The following is a 17,678-nucleotide window of genomic DNA, read 5'->3' on the forward strand; positions in this document are numbered from 1 at the left end:
ATCACCTCGGGCTCACGCCACGGCGACGGCCGACCCGGCCGCCATCGAGTTGGTGACGACCTCGTGCACGAACCGGAGTTTCTCGAGTGCTGGCGGAGACAAGACAAACGGATAGGCATCCGCCAAGCCCATCCCTCGGTTCAGGTTGTTCAAGGCATAAGTGAGCGGGAGCCAGCGGTCGACCAATTCGTCGAAGGCCGGGGGACGGGGGCCGATGACTTCGATATTCGGCTTCAGGGCCGGCTCGCCTGAGCGCTTCGGCCGGAGCGAGAGCCCGCAGGCGATTGCGGTCTCCAGGGTGTCGGTCATGTGCAGGTAGTGCGCCCAGGTCTCGGCCCAGTCTTCCCAGGGATGAGCACTCGCGTACGCCGAGACGAACGAGGCCGCCCAGTCGGCCGGGGCTCCCTCCTGATGGTGGCGTTGGAGGGCCTGGCCGTAGTCCTGGCGCTCGTCGCCGAACAGCTCGCGGAAACCGTCGAGGCGGTCGGTATCCCGGATCAGCCTGTCCCAGTAGTAGTGGCCGATCTCATGTCGGAAGTGGCCGAGGATGGTCCGATACGGCTCGTGCATCAGGAGCCGGCGTTTCTCGCGTTCGGCGTCGTCGGCCTCGGCCACGTTGATCGTGATCGACCCGTTCTCGTGCCCGGTCAAGATCGGCGCCGCGCCCGGAGTGCCCGGGTCGGGATCGGCGAGGAACTCGAACGTCAACCCGCCCAAGGGGTCCTCGGCCTTGCCCACCAGGGGCAACCCGAGGCTGAGCAGGCTGTAGATCAACCGACGCTTGGCGGCCTCCAGGCGCAACCAACCTTCCCGGTCGTGCGGCCGGCTGAGGTCGGGGATCGTCTTCGTCAATCGGCACGACTGGCAATACGTGTTGGGGTCGTCTTCGAGGATGGCCCAGTTGCAGGCGTTCTCCTCTCGATAGTTCTGGCAGAGCCGGTACGTCCGTTCGTTCGACTCCGGCGCGATCGACCTCCAGAGGTCGTCACCGGCCGGTTCGAGCGTCCCCATGCCCGTTTGATCGGGCAAATACGCAAGAACGTGCCCACAATTGACGCAAGACGTGTTCTCGAAAAAGACGAGCTGATCGCAATGCCCGCAATGGAAGATCTTCATCACCCGGTCCTCGACCCACAATAACGGAATGGCGGGGAATTCCGCATAATCCGTGCCGACGCCGCGGCATTGCCCCCTGAAGAGAAGGCCTGCCTCGAAACGCAACGCCCGGTGCGAGGGTTAGCCGAGGCCTCGAGATGTCGACCTCGACCGAGGGAGGTCCGGCTCGCGGTCGACGAGGCTCATCGGATTCGAGTATCATGAAGGTCCACGTGGTTCCCCCCCCACGCCCGGGAGAGCGTGACGCACGACCAGGACGACCACATATGGCCGATCATGATCGACGAGGACATGGAGACGGGCACGCCTTTGGATGGCTCAACCCGTTGGACCGCGAAGGGCTCGTCGTCTCCAGCCGGCGGAACATGCTCAAGGCCGGCATGGCCGGGTTCGCCGGCCTGACACTCCCCGCGCTGCTGAGAAAGCGGTCGGAGGCATCCGAAGCCGGACGACCCATCGCCGGGAACAAGGCGGTGATCCTGCTCTGGATGACCGGAGGCCCCAGTCACATCGACACCTGGGACCCGAAGCCCGACCGCCCGTTGCTGAACCGAGGTCCGTTCGGGGTGATCCCCACGCGACTCCCCGGCGTCCAGTTCTGCGAGCATCTCCCGAAGCAGGCGGCGATGCTCGATCGGTTCACGGTGATCCGCTCGGTCGACGCCCGCTTCAGCAACCACGAGCCGAACCAGGTCTTCCAGACGGCCAATCTCCTGGCCGAGCCTCGCCTGACCCCGACCGGCGACATGTACCCGGCCATCGGCTCGATCGTCGCCAAGCATCATGGCCCGAACCAGCCGGGTATTCCGCCTTATGTCGCCTTCCACGTCTCGAGGTCGCACGTCGCCCACGCCGGCTACCTCGGCCAGCGGTTCGACCCCTTCCTCGCCAACGGCGCGACCCGCTTACCCGTCTACACGGACGTCGGCGTCGACACCGGCCGCACCAGCGGAGGCGACTTCTTCCACCTCCCCAAAGGGCTGACCCACGAGCGTCTCCACGACCGCCGGGCCCTCCTCGCCGACCTGGACGAACTCCGGCGCCGGCTCGACCGGAACGCGGTCCTCGAGACCATGGGCCGGAACGAACAGGAGGCCGTCGACTTGCTCGTCGGCACGCGAGCCAAGGAGGCGTTCGACATCGCCCGGGAGCCGGAGCGGACCCGAGAACGCTACGGCAAACACCTCTGGTGCCAGCAGGCGCTCCTGGCCCGGCGATTGGTCGAGGCGGGTGTCGCCTTCGTCACGCTCGACCTCAGCTATCACTCGGCCTCCGGCACCTGGGACAACCACGGCGACAACATCCCCCCTTACGGCGGGATCAGCCGAGGTCTCAAGCCCCTCTTGCCCCTGTTCGACCACCTCTTCACCACGCTCGTCTCCGACCTGGAGGAGCGCGGGCTCATCGACGACGTCCTCGTCATCGCCATGGGAGAGTTCGGCCGGACCCCCGTGATGGGGACCCAAGGCAGCACCGACGGCCGAGACCATTGGGCCGTCGTCATGTCGATGCTCCTCGCCGGCGGCGGCCTGCGCCACGGCCAGGTCATCGGCGCAACCGAGCGGGACGGCGGCCACATCAAGGAACGCCCCGTCACCCCCGGCGACCTCGCCGCGACCATCTATCAACACATGGGCGTCCCCCTCGACACCACCTACCAGGACGGCACCGGCCGCCCTCGATTCATCATCGAAGACGGCTCCCCGATCGCCGAGCTTTTCTGAAAACCAGGTGCGATGTCACCTGAGAAGCACGCAATGTCCTGGTCGTCGCCCCGATGTTCCCGCAGGCACTCCGTTACAATTCCGAAGGCCATCGCTCGGGTCGCCAGCCTTTCGCCGTCATGACCCGGCTCGGGCCCGAGCGTCAGGGCTTCTTGGTCTCGTTCAAAGCCCACGGCAAGCTGGTGGCGAAGCCCAGACCGGCGGCCCCGAACTCGATGGCGAGGGAAGGGTGGAGCCTCGACCCAGCCTCACAGTAGTCCCGCCTGTTTGACGTGCAGAACACGAGCTTGCGGCCGAATCCGGTCGACTGCAACCTCCGACCAACCTCGAGGCACTCCTCGAGTATAGTGGAATCCTTGACCTCACCTCCCTTTCGGGACGGGGGAGTATATGTGGCCGCCCGCCCATGGGCGCGGATGATGCAGTCCTGGTCCGGATCGAGCCGGAGGGCACAATCCAGTAGTCTCTTGGATAGGTCGTGGAGACGGTCCGCGAGGGGTAGGCTGCCGTACACAGGCCTGGGAAAACCAGGAGGAATCTCGACGAGGCCACTGACTTTGTCAGTACGTTGGCCTCCTCGTCGACTCGGGCAATGTGAGCCCGGAGTTTGTCCGCTTCTGGACCGGCATGTGCGAGCCATTCACCTGGCACGAACGAGGCTGCGACCGGAAGACATGCTGGAGTCTGTGCCGTCGCGAGCGCGAGCAATTCGGTCGCCGCCTCAACACAGCCGGGCAATTCGTTGGGCCTCGTCGGCGCCCGGATCACATCAACGAGGCTGCAGGTGTCGGCGAAGAGCACGGGGAGCCCGGCCGCCCGGATCCGGGCGACTGTGTCGGCGAGATTCGACATGTCGGTCAGGCGCTCCGTCGGTGCTCCTCGGCGAAGGTGAGGAGCTCCCGGCCGTACTCGTATTCGACGGCAAGCTGGTCCGCCACTTCCTTGGCCCACCCTTCGGACTCGACGAGCCATCGCCGGAGCGTCGCGGCCTCCATCCGACTATCGTCGCGATGGGCCGACAGCACAAACTCGTTCCACCGCTCCCGATCCCGGGGATGAGCCGCGCCGGTGGCCTTATTGGCGCACGTTGAGAACGAACGCAGCTTGGCCGCCGTCACGGCCGTCATCCAGTGTTCCAGATCCGCCCGCGCCTCCGTCAACTCGACGTTCAATCCCTCCCGCTCGGCCGCCGGGCGGAGCGAGTGCTCGAAGAATTCCTCCAGGAGATGATTGTATTCGAGGTGCGAGAGCTCGTGTTCCGACAGGGGGATGATGTTCGAGACATGGAAGACGCCTGGGTCTCTTTCGCTCAGGACCAGCGTCGCCGACCCTGAGTCGACCTTCGCCTGTCGGGTGAAACAAAAGGTCGCCCCCGTGCCGAATGCGGTGAGTCGCACCCTCTCCTCAGCCCCACGATCTCGGGACCAACTCATAACGGGGGCGAGTTCGACCGACTCCACCAAGGTGGACATTCGGCCGACATCGGCATAAACAAATAGATCCCGAAATATGTCCATAGCCGGAGCTCCATGACTCGCGCTCGCCGCGACGGCTCCTCACGCTGTCTCGACCTATGATTCTACCGGCGATCCTGTCCGTCTGCCTACCCGACACTGACGTCGTCCTGATCCGAGCCAAGTGATCAATGTCGGCAGATCGTGGAACGACTCCTCACTCGATACGGCGTGTGTCGAATCCACCGCCAGGAGTACATGGTGACGACATCGATTTGGCCTTCGCGAAGACCCATCGCTGGTTGGCCTGGTTGTTGTCCTCGCAGAGCTCCAGCTCCGTGCCCGGGTCTTTGCTCCCATACGGGATATCGAGGCACTTGCCGCTGTATCGGGAGGTGATCTTGTAAGACCCATCGGGCTGTCGGTCGATCCGCCAATGCTGCGTCTTGGTGTCCTTGCACTCGCTCTGGATCACGATCGCCCTGTCGTCCTTCGACTCATCCTTGATGTCCAGGGCCATTCCTGTAAACGCATTCACGATTTTATACCAACCACGCCCAGCATCCACCGGTTCGACACGCCACCGCTGGGCGTCTTTACCGTGGCACGCCCACTGGATGATGGCCAATCCGTCGGTCTTCCTGCCGTTTGGCACGTCGACTGCGAGGTTGTTCCACTGGGACGTTATCGTGAAGTCCCCTTCCCAATCCGATTGGGCGTTCGCAGCGGTTTCGAATGAAACAGCGAGCAAGAGTGCGGACAGCGTGAATCGAATCATGGGAGACTCCTTGGCCGCATACCCGAGAAAGACAAGCCCCATCATGGCTTCATTCGGATTCGATTATATGGTTCCTGAGATGGATTGCCCAGACGGGCCCCGTACTGGCCTCGACGAGAGCCGAGCGTGACGAGGGGCCGCATCGCGACCCCGTCCACGGCTTTGGAGTTCCGTGGCTGGGCGAGGACGTGGACTTCGCATTCGTTAGCCGAGGATTGTTGCCGAGAATCCGTAAGCGGCTTCCTCCCAATCGTCGACGTCTCGCGAAAAAAACGAGAAAAATGGGACCAGGGCTTGTCGCCGATCGACGGGTGACTACAACACCTGAGCGGATTCGAACCGACAGCAGGTGATTAGGACCGATGGGAAAGCCGTCGGCTCTCGCATCCGATCCGAGGCCGCGCCGCACCTTCCCCCTCGAGATCCTTATCGATGACCCTCACGCTCTTCATCAGCCATCTCGAGCCTCCGTTGGCCGTTCTGTTGAGCGAGCTCGGTACCCCGATCGAAGTCCCGGTCGACTTGTTGCCCAAGTCGTCGACGGTCGGTGATACGCTCTCCGTCATCTTCGATCGCGGCGAAGGCGGGATCTGGCACGCCACCACGGCGACCAAGGCCTTCCTGGGTAATCGCGCAGACACGAGCTTTCGCGAAGGCCTCAGGCCGTGAGTTGGCCGATCGCCCTGCTGACCCCATGGCGGTCATAGACTCATCCGCGCACGTCCGGGTCGACTCCTTCCTCCTATCACCTCTTGACCCGGCATTGGCGAGATTGGCTATCACTCCGCCTCAATGCTCGTGCTCGGCATAATCTTCGTGCGGGGGTTCCATCGTGCAATACGTCTCGTCGGCCTTGCAGCCATCGACCTCGAGCTGAATCGTCACGTGCCCGATGCCGAAGTCGTGCCGAAGCTTTTCCGCGACGGCCTTCTGAACCCGCTGGCCGCTGCTGAGGCTCTGCTCACAGACGAGCACATGAAGACTCGCGGCGAGCAGCTCCGTCGAGATACTCCAGACGTGCAGGTCATGCACGCCAAGGACGCCGGGCACGGACTTCGTCGACCGCTCGAGTGCCTCCATGTCGACCCCTTTAGGGACGGCCTCGAGCAGGATGTTGACCGCCTCCGTGATGATGCCCCACGAGCTCCAAATGATGGTGGCCCCGATCACCAGCGAGACGATCGGGTCGGCGAGCGTGCTCCCGGTGAAGGCGACGACGATCCCCGCAACGACCACCCCCAGGGCGGAGACCGCGTCGCCCAGCATGTGGAGATAGGCGCTGCGGATATTCAAATCCCCCTTCGCCGCGCCCCGGAGCCAGAGGCTGATCACGCCGTTGAGGACGACCGCCACGAGGGCGACCCCGATCATCGGTCCGCTCTGGACCGGTTGTGGGTCGAAGAGCCGCTGGGCCGACTCCCAGATGATGACGGTCCCGATGGCGACGAGTGTGAGGGCGTTCGCCAGGGCGGCGAGAATCCCGACGCGGTGAGACCCGAACGTCCTCTCGGCGTTCGCCGGACGCTTCGCGGCCCGCACGCCGTACCACGAGAGGACGAGGGCGAGGGCGTCGCTGAAGTTGTGCCCGGCGTCGGACATCAAGGCCAGGCTGTGGGAAAGGTAGCCGGCGACGGCCTCGCCGATTACGAACGCAACCGTGAGGACGATGGAGAGCCCGAGTCGCGGGTTGTTCCCGTCGACGCCGTGTGCATGGTCGTGGTCGTGAGCCATCGCCCCCCCGTCATCTTGGCCGGGGCACGGGAATGGACGACAGCGGAGAAATTCCGCGCATTCGTCGCTTGAGCCACCGGTTTGTGATCATTAGCACAGCTGGCCTGCCACAATCAAGCCACGATGGGGACTACCCGCAGAGGTTGCGGATGCGGGGGGTTACGCGAGCCGTCGAGATCGCCTCGCTGTCCGTTTGAGCAACGACGGTATACGGGTCGGCTCGTGAAAACTCCCCCGGGAAGGCAACTTCGCGAACGAGAACTTCGAGTCCGTCGACTGTGCCGAAGGATGTGGTAAGATAGAGAGCAGAATCGGATCGGTGGAACGGGTGCGATGATGCACGTGATACGTTTCACTCGGATTGGATCGAACACGCGTCCGTTCTGCAACCTGGGGCATGCCTGTGCCGCTCCGGGACGGTTCCTCTTCTACCGCGCACCTTCGAGGTCGAGCGACATGGCCGCGGAACGCCGCTCTCCCGGCTCCGGCAAAGACTCGCAGACGGGCGATCAGCCGATCCGTCAGTTCGTCGGGTTTCGGATCGGCGAAGAGGACTATGCAATCGCCATCACCAAGATCCAGGAGATCATCCTGATGAAGCCGATCACTCGGCTTCCCCAGGTGCCGGACTCGATCGAGGGGCTCATCAACCTGCGCGGGAATGTCATCCCCGTCGTGAACCTCCGCAAGCGGTTCGGTCTCGCCGCGCGTGAGTTCGACGACGAGACCCGCACCGTGGTGGTCAACACGCGAGAGAAGACGATCGGCTGCGTGGTCGACGAGGTCACGCAGGTGATGCGAGTTTCGGCCGACCAGATCCAGCCGGTGCCCGTGTCGGTGTCGGGCCTCTCGCGACGGTTTATTTCGGGAATCGCGCGGCTGGAGGAGCGGCTCCTGATCGTGCTCGATATCGACCGCCTGTTCGACCCCTCCGAGCTTGAGATCGAGCCGAACGAGGATGTCGTCGCCCCGCCCGCTTCCCTCAACTGAACTCGCAACCCGGAGTCGACCGTGGACGCCATGAAGCCAAATCCGCTCGGGCCAGGGCGGGCCGGACGCGCGTATCGCCTCGCATCCTCGCCGAAACGCCCGCCGCGAAAGGCTTCTGCTCGTCACCGAACGGCGGCAGACCTCGGCGACAGTGGAGAGAGTGGTAGCCCACCGGAAAGGCCCCAGTCCGGCGAGGGTGCGGACACTCGCACCCTGATCGAGACACTCACGGCCATCGGGGTGGCGGAGACGCTCGAGGACCTCGCGCTCGCCGCCCTCAACACCGTGCGCGAGCAGTATGACTGGGTCTATGGTTCGTACTGGAAACTCGATGCCGGATCGGAATCGCTCGAGTTCGCCGCGGAGTCCGGCGAGATCGACGACGCCTTCCGCCGGGCGACCCGGGCGTGCCGCTTTCGCAAGGGGGAGGGCCTCGCGGGGCAAGCCTGGAAGCGGTCCGAGGTCGTCGTGGTGGAGGACCTGGCCGACCTGACCGACTGTCCTCGAGGCGCGGCGGCGCGGCGGTCCGGGTTGCGGGCCGCCGTGGCGATACCGGTGGTCGCGGAAGAGTCGTTGCGGGGGGTGCTGGACTTCTTCGTCGACGGCGAGGATGCCTTGAGCACGACGCGTGTGGACGTGCTCCGCATTATCGGTCGGATCGTCGCCGACAAGATGGACCATCTCGCCCGGCAATCGAGCCTGATGCGCATGCAGCGCATGCTCGAGAACGCGCCCCTGAACATGATGTACACGGACCTCGACCTGCGCATCCAGTACATGAACCCGGCGTCGGCGCGGATGATGAAGCGGCTGGAGCCGTACCTGCCCGTGAAGGCCGACGAGATGATCGGCCAGACGATCGACATCTTCCACAAGCGCCCGGAGATGCAACGCCGACTGCTCGCGGATCCGAAGAACCTGCCGCACAACGCCACGATCCGTGTGGGGCCGGAGCACGTGAACCTGCTCGTCACCGCGATCCTCGACGACTCCGGCGTCTACGTCGGCCCGATGCTCACCTGGGAAATCGTCACCGACAAGATCGAGGCGACGGCGCGCGAGGCCGAGCTCGCGGCAAACACCGGCGCGGTGAACCAGGTGCTGCTGGCGCTCGGGCGGGTGTCGAGCGCCGAGGAGATGCTCTCCGCGGTGCTTGACGTGGTCCGGCGGGCGTTCGGCTGGGCCTACGGGTCGTTCTGGAGAGTCGATCCCGCCGCGGGCGCGCTGGTGTTCTCCATCGAGTCGGGGGCGACGGACGAGGAGTTCCGCCGGGTCACCCGGTCGGCCAAATTTCACGAAGGCGAGGGACTCGCGGGCCGGGCCTGGCGCCGGCGCGACCTCGTGGTCGTGGACGACCTGGCCGAGCTCTCGGATTGCTGTCGGGCACCGGTGGCGCGGCGGGCGGGCATCGTGACGGCGATCGCGTTCCCGATCGTACTCAACGGGCAGGTCGTGGGCACGATGGACTTCATGTCGACCGCAAAGGAGAAGCCGTCCGAGGGGCGAGTGGACGCGTTGCGGGGCGTGGCCCAACTGGTCTCGACCGCGCTCGAACGGGCCGAGCAGCGCGAGCGAGCGGAACTCGCCAAGCGCGACCTGGAGATGAAAGTCAACGAGCTCATGAAGGTGGCCCAGGCCGCCGCTCACGGCGACCTCACGGTCGAGGTGACGGTGAGCGGCCACGACGACATGGGACGCCTCGGCTCCGCGCTCGCCAAGATGACCGAAGACCTGAAGCACGTGATCGGGCAGGTCATCGAGTCGGCGAACCAGTTCGGCGAGGGTGCGCGGGTCGTCGCGGAGAGCGCCAACTACCTGAGCGAGTCGTCACAGAACCAGGCGGCCACCGTGGAGCAGATGTCGGCCTCGATCGACCACCTGAGCAAGGCGATCCTGGAGATCAACCAGAACGCCGGCTCGGCTCGCGGGCTCGCGGAGCGAACGAGCGTGCTCGCCAAGCAGGGGGGCGAGTCGGTGGACCAGGCGATCGAGGCGATGGTCCTGATCCGCAAGTCGAGCGAGCAGGTCAGCGACATCATCCAGGTGATCAGCGAGATCGCCAGCCAGACGAACCTCCTCGCGCTCAACGCCGCGATCGAGGCCGCCCGCGCCGGCGAGCACGGCCTGGGCTTCGCCGTGGTGGCCGACGAGGTGCGCAAGCTCGCCGAACGCTCGCGTGCCGCCGCCAAGGAGATCACCGCGCTCATCAAGGAGTCGACCCGGCGCGTCGCCGACGGCGCCCAGCTCTCGGAAAAGGCGGGGCAATCGCTCGCGACGATCGTGCAGGGCGTGGAGGAGACGGCCGCCAGCATCGCCAAGATCGCCCGGGCCACGCAGGAGCAGTCGGAATCGGCCGCCGAGGTGAGCAAGGCGATCCAGGACGTGTCGTCGATCACCGAGACCAACGCATCCAGCTCCGAGGAGCTCTCCGCCAGCGCGGAGGAACTGGGCGCGCAGGCGGCGGCGCTCAAGGACGTCATCTCCGGATTCAAGGTCTAAGGAGCCGCGATGCAAGGGTCCCGCCTCGGTGCGGTACGCGACCATTCCGAGCACACGCTGGGGGACACGGCCGTGTCGTCGCAGACCGAACTCACGGACGGCGAGTTCGAGAAATTCCGCAAGCACATCTACAAGGTCAGCGGGATCCAGATCCCCGCGACCAAGCGGGTGATGGTGAGCAATCGCCTGCGTCGCCGGCTCCGGGCGACGGGGATTGCCACATTCTCGGCCTACTACGCGATGATCACCGCACGCAGCCCCGCCGCCGAGGCCGAGGCGCCGAAGTTCCTCGACGAGATCACCACCAACGAGACCTACTTCTTCCGGGACCCCCACCACTTCGATTGGGTCGCGTCGAAGTTCCTCCCCGAGCTGATCGCGCGGACGCGGGCGGGGAAGCGGAGGCGTCTGCTCAGGGTCTGGTCCGCCGCCGCGAGCACGGGGGAAGAGCTCTACTCCCTCGCCCTGAAACTCCAGGAGTTCAAGGCCGACCTCCTGGGTTGGAAGATCACGCTCCTGGGCACCGACCTGAGCCACGCGGCACTCGATGCCGCCAGGGCGGGCTCGTTCGACGATCGCTCGCTCCGACTCGTCCCCGTGGCGCAGCGACGGTCGTACTTCGACCCGGATGCCAGCGGCCAGCGCTCCACGATCAAGCCTGAGATCCGCGCGTCCGTGACCTGGAAGCCCCACAACCTGCTCCTTCCGCTGAACGAAGAGCCCTTCGACCTCATCTTCATCAAGAATGTTTTGATTTATTTCGACCTGGCGTCCAAGCAGGTCGTCGTGAAGCACCTGCTCGACCGACTGGCGATGGGGGGATGCCTGGTCGTGGGCCCCACGGAGGGCATCCACAACATGCTCGGCGAGCTCAGGCGCGAGAACGCGTGGGCCTATCGGCGAGGAGGGCCCGATGTCGGGATTTGACCTCTCCGAACTGCTGCCGTTCTACCTCGACGAGTCCGACGAGCAGATCGCCGGGCTCAACGAGATGCTCCTGACCCTGGAGCAGGCACCCGGCGACGAGAAGGCGCTACGCGAGGCGTTCCGGCTGGCGCACAGCATCAAGGGCGGTGCGACGGTGATGGGCTTCACCCAGGTGAAGGAATTGACCCATCACCTCGAGTCGTTCTTCGACCAGCTCCGATCCGGCCAGCGCACGCTCGACCGGCCCTTCCTCGACCTCTGCTTTCGCTGCCTCGATGCCCTCCGCGACTACCACGCCGATCTCCGCGCCCGAGGCCAGAGCGACGCCGACCTGACCGGCCTTGCCGCGCTCGTCGTCGATCAACTGGAAGGGAAAGTCGTCGCCGAGAGTGCGCCCGCGCCCGAGATTCCTCCCGAGCCGGAACCTTCCCGATCACCGGCCGAAGGACCGCGGCCCGAGGGGGCGTCAAGCGCGAAGGAGCTGGGGGCGTCGGCAGGCGTCGTCACGATCACCGTCACGTTCGAGCCGAACATCCCCTGGCCCGACATGAAGGCCCGACTCGTCCTCAATCGCTTGGGGACGAGGGGGAGCATCGTCGGCTCGGATCCGCCGATCGAGGCGCTCGACGAGATCGAATCGCTGCGTCAGTTCACGGTCTGGATCGCTTCGGAAGGGGACATCGACGAGCTCCAGGCGCTCGCCGACGTCGACGGCGTCGCGTCGATCGAAGTCCGGACGCCGGCCATCGTGCCGGAAGCGGGGGCGCCGCGGATCGCCCCACCGCCGGCCACGGAGCACGAGCCCGCGGGCACGCCCGAGACCCCAGAACCAGTCCCGGAGCCCGTCGTCGTATCGGCACCCGCGCCGATTGTCGCACCCCAAACGGCCGCGACGATCCCCGCGAACATGGCACCCCCGTCGACTCCGGATGAACCGCGCAAGGCGAAGATGGTGGAAACGCTGCGCGTCGACGCCGACCGGCTCGACCACCTGATGAACCTCGCGGGCGAGCTCGTGATCAACAAGGCGCGTTTCATCGAGATCGAGCGCGGGCTCGAGGAGGTGTTTCGCGGGTCGAACACGGAACTGCTCGTCTCGGACACGATGGACCGGCTCGATACGATCATGCGCGGGCTCGAAGACGACACGGATGGGAGCGGCTCGAGTTCGCGGTGGGCGGGGCAGTTCCGCAGGCTCCGGGAGAACTTTCGAGCGATCCTCGACGACCTCGACCAGGTCCGCCAGGGGCGCGACCGCCTGAGCGCAATGTCGGAGGCCATCCACCAGCTCGCGCGCGTCTCCGACGGCATTCAGAAGGGCGTGCTCGAGACGCGGATGGTCCCGATCGGGCCGCTGTTCGACCGCTTCCAGCGCGTGGTGCGCGACCTTCGCCTGTCGTCGAACAAGGAAGTGACCCTGAAGGTCGAGGGGGAGAAGACCGAGCTCGACAAGCGGATGATCGACGAGCTCGCCGACCCGCTCGTCCACATGGTGCGGAACTCCGTCGACCACGGGCTCGAGTCGCCCGACGCCCGCGAGGCGACAGGCAAGCCGCGTGCCGGGACCGTCTTGCTGGCCGCCTCGCACCGGGGAAACAGCGTGGTGATCACGGTGAGCGACGACGGCCGCGGGATCGACTGCGGGCGCGTCCGCAAGAAGGCGATCGCGAAGGGCCTCATCACCGAGGACGAGTCGCGCCTGATGTCGGACCGGCAGATCATCCCATACATCTTCCACCCGGGCCTCTCCACCGCCGAGCAGATCACCGACGTCTCCGGTCGGGGCGTCGGGATGGACATCGTCAAGAACCGGATCGAGGCGCTCAACGGCACGCTCGACGTGCGCTCGGAGCCGGGGCAGGGGACCACGTTCACGATCCGCCTGCCGCTCACGCTGGCGATCATGCCGGTGTTGCTGGTCCGCATCGGCGGCGAGGCGTATGCGATCCCGCTGGACCACCTCGACGAGATCGTTGAGGTCCAGCCTTCGCAGGTGTACCGCGTCCAGGGCCTGCGCTCGATCGAGGTGCGCGGCCGGATCATTTCCCTGGTGGAGCTGGCCGAGCTCTACCGGTCGCGAGGTGCCGCGCGAGAGGCGACGGCCCTCGGCAAGCAAGTGGTCGTGGTGGTCTCGAACGGGGAGGCAACGGTCGGACTGCTCGTCGACCAGTTGATCGGCATGCAGGAGGCGGTGCTCAAGTCGCTGGAGAAGAACTTCCGCCCCGTGCGCGGGCTCTCCGGCGCAAGCATCCTCGGCGACGGTCGCGTGTCGCTCATCCTCGACGTGGACGCGTTGATCGACATCGCAGGGCAGGGGGCAATCCGGTCGACGGCGTGACCGCGGGAAAGGAGCTGTGTCGATGAGTGCCAACGGGCCGCTCAATGGGTTCCAAATGCGACTGCTCGAGACGATCTTCGAGCGAGCGGCGGAGGGTGCCTCGCAGGCGCTTTCCATCTGGCTGGGCCGTCGAATCCACATGGACGTCAGCGCCATCGTCGAGGTCGAACTGGCGGAGGCCGCCGAGCTGCTCGGGCCGCCCGAATCGCTGGTGGCCGCATGCGCCATGTCGCTCCCCGGCCGCCTCGCGGGCGAGATCCTCCTCGTCTTCGATGACGCCGCGGGCCTCGAGCTCGCGGATTCGCTCCTGCGGCATCCGCCGGGCACGGCGAAATCCTGGGGCGAGCTGGAGCAGTCGGCGGCGTGCGAGACGGCGAACATCGTGGGCTGCGCCCTCCTGAACTCCCTGGCGACACACCTGCCTTCCGCCGGCCCCGAAGGAGCCGACGAGTCGCTCGTGCCCTCGCCGCCCGAGTTCCGACACGAGTTCGCGGGGAGCCTGCTGGAGTTCTCGTTGATGAACCAGGCGATGGAGTCGGAGCGCGTCATGCTGGCCCGGACCCGCTTCACGTCCGACGGCCAGTCGCGGAACTGGTCGCTGCTCTACGTTCCCGGCGCGCCGGCGATCCAGGCCTTGGCGTCGGCGTTGGCCGAGTCGGGAGAATGAACGTGAGCGAGCTGGCACGCGAGAGGCCTCGGCCTTCGGAAACGATCTCGGTGCCCATCGGGCGCTGGGGCGTTGCGTCAGCGCCGACGGGGATCCGGACGCTCCTCGGCTCGTGCGTGGGCGTGGTCCTCTACGACCGGATCGCACGCCTGGGCGGCGTGGCCCACATCGTGCTCCCTCACTCCCGCGGCGCGGTCGACCAGCCCGGCCGCTTCGCGGACACGGCGGTGCCGGCCCTCATCGCGGAGATGGAGCGAGTGCTCGGTCGGCCGATCCGAGGTCGGCTCACCGCGAAGATCGCCGGCGGGGCCAGCATGTTCCAGGCCGGGCCGACGATGAACATCGGGAAGCAGAACGGCGACTCGGTGCAGGAGATCCTGGCCCGGTTGGGTATCGCCGTGACGGCCCGAGACCTGGGCGGGGAGTCAGGACGTCACTTGACTCTTGACACGAACTCGGGCATCGTCACCGTGAGGATCCCCGGCGGCGCCGATTATTCGTATTGATGGACAGGCTCATTTCGGGACAACGTCCCCACGCGAGCCGGAGGGTTCCGGAGATGAAGCGGCTGCTAGTCGTCGACGACGCGATGCTGATGCGCAAGCTGATCAGCGACGTGGCCTCCGAAGCGGGCTGGGAGGTGGCCGGGGAGGCAAAGAACGGCCTGGAGGCCGTAGCCCTCTACGACGAGCTCAAGCCCGACCTCGTGACCATGGACGTGGTGATGCCCGGCATGGGGGGCCTCGAGGCGCTCCGGTTCATCAGAGAGCGAGACCCCTCCGCGCAGGTTGTGATGGTGACGGCACTCGACCAGAAGCAAACCCTGATGGAGTCCATCCGGGGCGGTGCCATGGACTTCATCGTGAAGCCGTTCGAACGCGAGCGGATGGTCAGCCTGCTGAACAAGATACGGCCTCGAGACGTCGAGGCGAAGGCCGCGGGACTCGGCTTGGAGGCGGGCGGACAGGATGAACGCGACGACTGACAAGGCCGGACGGGTGCGAGTCCTGATCGTCGACGACTCGGCGCTCATCCGCAAGCTCCTCACGGAAATTCTTCGGAGCTCGCCGGCGATCGAGGTCGCGGGGGTCGCTCCCGACGGTGCCGCCGCGATCGAGATGGCCGCGCGGCTCCGTCCCGACGTCGTCACGCTCGACGTCCAGATGCCCGGTGCCTCCGGCCTCGAAGTCCTGCCGACCCTGGTGGCGAGCGGGTTGCCCGTGGTGATGATCAGCTCGCTCACCCACGCCGGTGCCGAGGCGACGATCGAGGCGCTGGAGCTCGGCGCGGTCGACTTCATGGCGAAGCCGGATCGGCATGCGATCTCCGCGCTGAAGACGGCGGCCGACGCCGTGATCGAGAAGGTGCTCGCCGCCGCCGGCAGTCGCGTGCGCCACGGGCGTACCGCCGCCAAGGGTGCGCCGGCCGACGTCCCCAGACGCCCCTCGATTCGCCCACCGGCCGGGTCGAGCGAAGGCGTCCACGCCAATCTGCCGTGCGTCGTCATTGGCATCTCCACCGGCGGCCCCGAAGCCCTGTCCCAGACGCTCCCCTTGCTCTCGCCGCCCACGCCCCCGATTTTGATTGTGCAGCACATGCCGGCCTCGTTCACGGGCGTGTTCTCGACGAGGCTCGCGAGGCGTTGCTCGATCGCGGTGAAAGAGGCGGCCGACGGGGACAGCGTCGTTCCCAATCAGATCCTGGTGGCGCCCGGGGGTCGGCACATGGTCGTATCAGGGCATCCCCCCAAGTGCATCGTCTCCATCACCGACGGCCCGGCCGTCAGCGGACATCGACCGTCCGTGGACATGCTTTTTCAGTCCGTCGCACGGGCCTACGGGCCGTCGTCTGTCGGCATCATCATGACGGGCATGGGGCGCGACGGCGTCGAAGGCTGCAAGCGCATCCTTGCCGCCGGAGGGGTCACCTTCGGGCAAGACGAAGCCACGTCCGTCGTCTACGGCATGAACAAGGCCGCCCAGCTCGAGGGCGCGGTGTGCACGCAATTCCCGCTGGAAAACTTGCCGTCGCTCATCGAACGCTTTTCGCGCCGAAAAGCTTGATCCTGCCCGACCGGCGGCGTTGAGCATTCCCACTCGCGTTGCCGCACCGCAGTGATCGACTCGCGAAGTTCATTCGTATCGAGCGCCCCACGGATGAAGTCGAGGTCGACGTTGCTGACCCGCTGGAAGTATCGCAACACGACTTGGTCGGTGATCTCGTCCGACGAGGAAGCCGGGCCTGCCAGCCAAGTTCGCTCCCGGATGTTGTGGATATTCGCGAGACTCCTCGCTGATCCCCACCGAGCCCTATCCGGAAGAAGGCTTCACCCCAAAGGCACAACGGACACAAAGCACCATCGAAGCGGGTCCGAAGAGGATTGGTCCTCTCAGGCTCCGCTACTTTGTGTCCTTTGTGCCTTTGGGGTGGACTCCTCGCGTGGTGAGAGCCCGATGGAGATCAACGAGGAATGTCGAACATTGACCGGAAATCCCAGGGTTTTCACGAACCGAGGCCGGTCGAATATGCCGGGCATACTCGCCGGTCCGGTCAACGACTCAGTCAATCCGATCCCTCGACCTTTACGAGTTTGTTGTACAGGCCGAGGATCAGGATCGTGGGCACCCAGTGTCCGATGAACTGGGCGTCCTTGTCGCGGCCCATGAGCTTCATGACGGCCGCCAGCCCAATCGATCCGACCGCGAGGGTAAGGTAGGTCCCCGAGGGAACCTGGCTCGTATAGTGCTCGATCGTCTTGGTGATCGTGCCCTCTTTATGCTCGCCCGGGGCGATTGAACGACTTGGGCTCTGAAGCGTGGAGGTCGACATGCTGGACTCCTCGTGAAGGGTTGGTGATCGAGCACTCATGGACGATTGTTCAAATTCGGCTGCTAGCCGGAGCGGACTTGGTCAGCGGAATCATGGTGGAATGAGCCGTGGTCGTGATGGCGAGAGCAACGCCAGCCAGGCCCACAAGGCTGTAGACCACACGGCTGATGGGCGCCGTTTGTCCACCGCAAAGAGCGGCGACGAGATCGAACTGGAAAAGCCCCCACAGCCCCCAGTTGACGGCCCCGACGATCGCCAGAACCAGGGAGGCGAAATGCACGGTCTTCATGTTCTTGTGTCCTTTCCGCGGAAGAACCCCGACGGGTAGAAACCCCATCCTATTCGATTTGCAATATTTGAACCGATTATTGCAATAAGCACTATTTGTGCCATGCCTTGACCAAATCCCCGGAAGATCTGATCACGGCCGGAGGGAGAGGAGGGCCTCAGTCGGCTGATATAAGGCGAAGCATATCGTGTAATGTAAATTTTTTTGATCATACGATTTAATGAAAACCCTCCCGTAGTCTTGTCGGGAGGGTACGGGGGTTCGCCCCTGGCATTTGGAAGCTCCGATATTACGTCTTGGCTTTACCCTTGCCGAAGATCCGGTAGGCGGCTTCCT

The 17,678-nt window shown here is 65.4% G+C and carries 17 protein-coding genes; 11 read left to right on the top strand and 6 right to left on the bottom strand.

Annotated elements, in window-relative coordinates; genetic code table 11:
• Positions 1-12: 12 nt before the first annotated feature.
• Positions 13-1,116, bottom strand: a complete 1,104-nt coding sequence (locus ACYOEI_RS08695) for a zinc-binding metallopeptidase family protein (RefSeq protein WP_462849009.1) — start codon at positions 1,114-1,116, stop codon at positions 13-15.
• Between the two features lie 266 nt (positions 1,117-1,382).
• On the opposite strand from ACYOEI_RS08695, the gene ACYOEI_RS08700 reads away from it, so the two are divergent.
• Both ACYOEI_RS08700 and ACYOEI_RS08705 read left to right on the top strand, forming a co-directional pair.
• Positions 1,383-2,840, top strand: a complete 1,458-nt coding sequence (locus ACYOEI_RS08700) for a DUF1501 domain-containing protein (protein ID WP_462849011.1) — start codon at positions 1,383-1,385, stop codon at positions 2,838-2,840.
• A 53-nt stretch (positions 2,841-2,893) separates the two neighbouring features.
• Positions 2,894-3,097, top strand: a complete 204-nt coding sequence (locus tag ACYOEI_RS08705; RefSeq protein ID WP_462849012.1) for a hypothetical protein — start codon at positions 2,894-2,896, stop codon at positions 3,095-3,097.
• Positions 3,098-3,697: 600 nt separating this feature from the next.
• Here the strand turns inward: ACYOEI_RS08705 and ACYOEI_RS08710 are convergent.
• Entirely contained in the window at positions 3,698-4,312 is a 615-nt protein-coding gene (locus ACYOEI_RS08710) for a hypothetical protein (protein WP_462849013.1), read from the bottom strand.
• A 199-nt stretch (positions 4,313-4,511) separates the two neighbouring features.
• Positions 4,512-5,072: an RICIN domain-containing protein gene (locus tag ACYOEI_RS08715; RefSeq protein WP_462849014.1), complete on the bottom strand. Its 561-nt coding sequence runs from the start codon at positions 5,070-5,072 to the stop codon at positions 4,512-4,514.
• 432 nt (positions 5,073-5,504) lie between these two features.
• On the opposite strand from ACYOEI_RS08715, the gene ACYOEI_RS08720 reads away from it, so the two are divergent.
• Positions 5,505-5,741 carry a hypothetical protein gene (locus ACYOEI_RS08720; RefSeq protein ID WP_462849015.1) on the top strand — a complete coding sequence of 79 codons (237 nt, stop codon included), beginning with the start codon at positions 5,505-5,507 and terminating at the stop codon, positions 5,739-5,741.
• A 120-nt stretch (positions 5,742-5,861) separates the two neighbouring features.
• On the opposite strand, the gene ACYOEI_RS08725 is transcribed toward ACYOEI_RS08720, so the two are convergent.
• On the bottom strand, positions 5,862-6,803 hold the full coding sequence (locus tag ACYOEI_RS08725; RefSeq protein WP_462849016.1) for a cation diffusion facilitator family transporter: 942 nt from the start codon (positions 6,801-6,803) through the stop codon (positions 5,862-5,864).
• A gap of 333 nt (positions 6,804-7,136) precedes the next feature.
• On the opposite strand from ACYOEI_RS08725, the gene ACYOEI_RS08730 reads away from it, so the two are divergent.
• The 8 genes from ACYOEI_RS08730 to ACYOEI_RS08765 all read left to right on the top strand — a co-directional run bounded on the left by ACYOEI_RS08730 (position 7,137) and on the right by ACYOEI_RS08765 (position 16,287).
• Positions 7,137-7,793, top strand: coding sequence for a chemotaxis protein CheW (locus ACYOEI_RS08730; RefSeq protein WP_462849017.1), 657 nt, complete (start codon positions 7,137-7,139; stop codon positions 7,791-7,793).
• A gap of 240 nt (positions 7,794-8,033) precedes the next feature.
• Positions 8,034-10,292, top strand: coding sequence for a methyl-accepting chemotaxis protein (locus tag ACYOEI_RS08735; RefSeq protein WP_462849018.1), 2,259 nt, complete (start codon positions 8,034-8,036; stop codon positions 10,290-10,292).
• Between the two features lie 9 nt (positions 10,293-10,301).
• Positions 10,302-11,219, top strand: coding sequence for a CheR family methyltransferase (locus ACYOEI_RS08740; protein WP_462849019.1), 918 nt, complete (start codon positions 10,302-10,304; stop codon positions 11,217-11,219).
• Positions 11,206-13,557 (top strand): chemotaxis protein CheA, encoded by a 2,352-nt coding sequence (locus ACYOEI_RS08745; protein ID WP_462849020.1) that lies wholly within the window; start codon positions 11,206-11,208, stop codon positions 13,555-13,557. The genes ACYOEI_RS08740 and ACYOEI_RS08745 overlap by 14 nt, the downstream gene beginning before the upstream one ends.
• A gap of 22 nt (positions 13,558-13,579) precedes the next feature.
• Entirely contained in the window at positions 13,580-14,224 is a 645-nt protein-coding gene (locus tag ACYOEI_RS08750) for a chemotaxis protein CheC (protein WP_462849021.1), read from the top strand.
• Between the two features lie 2 nt (positions 14,225-14,226).
• Entirely contained in the window at positions 14,227-14,730 is a 504-nt protein-coding gene (locus ACYOEI_RS08755; RefSeq protein WP_462849022.1) for a chemotaxis protein CheD, read from the top strand.
• A 53-nt stretch (positions 14,731-14,783) separates the two neighbouring features.
• Positions 14,784-15,209, top strand: coding sequence for a response regulator (locus ACYOEI_RS08760; RefSeq protein ID WP_462849023.1), 426 nt, complete (start codon positions 14,784-14,786; stop codon positions 15,207-15,209).
• Positions 15,193-16,287, top strand: coding sequence for a protein-glutamate methylesterase/protein-glutamine glutaminase (locus ACYOEI_RS08765; protein WP_462849024.1), 1,095 nt, complete (start codon positions 15,193-15,195; stop codon positions 16,285-16,287). Before ACYOEI_RS08760 ends, ACYOEI_RS08765 begins: the two co-directional genes overlap by 17 nt.
• Before the next feature lie 499 nt (positions 16,288-16,786).
• Here ACYOEI_RS08765 and ACYOEI_RS08770 read toward each other — a convergent pair whose 3' ends face one another.
• Positions 16,787-17,053: a hypothetical protein gene (locus tag ACYOEI_RS08770; RefSeq protein WP_462849025.1), complete on the bottom strand. Its 267-nt coding sequence runs from the start codon at positions 17,051-17,053 to the stop codon at positions 16,787-16,789.
• Positions 17,054-17,102: 49 nt separating this feature from the next.
• Positions 17,103-17,342, bottom strand: coding sequence for a DUF378 domain-containing protein (locus ACYOEI_RS08775; RefSeq protein WP_462849026.1), 240 nt, complete (start codon positions 17,340-17,342; stop codon positions 17,103-17,105).
• Positions 17,343-17,678: the final 336 nt, after the last annotated feature.

It is taken from the genome of Singulisphaera rosea (genome assembly GCF_054877945.1).